This is a genomic window from Caulobacter sp. 05T431 (assembly GCF_056665975.1).
Genome location: NZ_JBFTKU010000059.1, coordinates 1 through 694, shown reverse-complemented (window position 1 = coordinate 694; position 694 = coordinate 1). Strand labels below are relative to the sequence as shown.

The following is a 694-nucleotide window of genomic DNA, read 5'->3' as shown; positions in this document are numbered from 1 at the left end:
GATCTGGACATCCAGGAGTACACCGACCCGGACCACGATCCGATGATCCCGCACACCCTGGTTCTGAAGCCCGGCCTGATCATCCACAGCATCTACAACGGCTACTGGTTCTGGGGGCGCCCCTCCGTCGAGGACCTGCGCCACGATCTGCGCGCCGTGATGAGCGAGATCCGGCCGGACTGGGACCTCAGCACCCCGGGCCTCCGCGACGCCTGGGACGCGGGCAACTGGGCACCGTTCCACGGATGGAACAAACGGGTGCGGCCGGACTGAACTCGTCGAGTCGGTATTCGGCACGGAGGGACCTGCGATGAACGCGGCTGAAGTTCCCGGCGCCGGCAACGGGTGGCCCGAACTCCGGGTCGGAGACTGGATTCAAACCCGGGACACCGTGCACATGTGGATGCAGATTGTCGGCAAGATCCGCATGGCGCTCACGCCAATGCTGAACCACTGGTGGCACGTGACGCTGTACGTCACACCGCGCGGATTGTCGACGTCGAAAATCCCCTGCGGGGGAGGGGCATTCGACGTCGAATTCGATTTCTGCGACCACCAGTTGCATGTTCGCGCCAGCGACGGGACTGCCCGGAGCATCGTCCTCGAACCAAAGTCCGTGGCCGCGTTCCATGCAGAAGTGTTTGACACCCTCGCCAAGCTCGGCATTCAGGCACCCATCCGTGCGGTCCCGAAC

At 64.1% G+C, this 694-nt stretch carries 2 protein-coding genes; both read left to right on the top strand.

Annotated features, from left to right (window positions below):
* Nucleotides 1-273: hypothetical protein (locus AC1U89_RS24515; protein WP_479902215.1), on the top strand; the 273-nt coding region annotated here is incomplete at its 5' end.
* A 37-nt stretch (nucleotides 274-310) separates the two neighbouring features.
* The coding region (locus AC1U89_RS24510; protein ID WP_479902214.1) for a DUF5996 family protein at nucleotides 311-694 on the top strand (384 nt) is incomplete at its 3' end.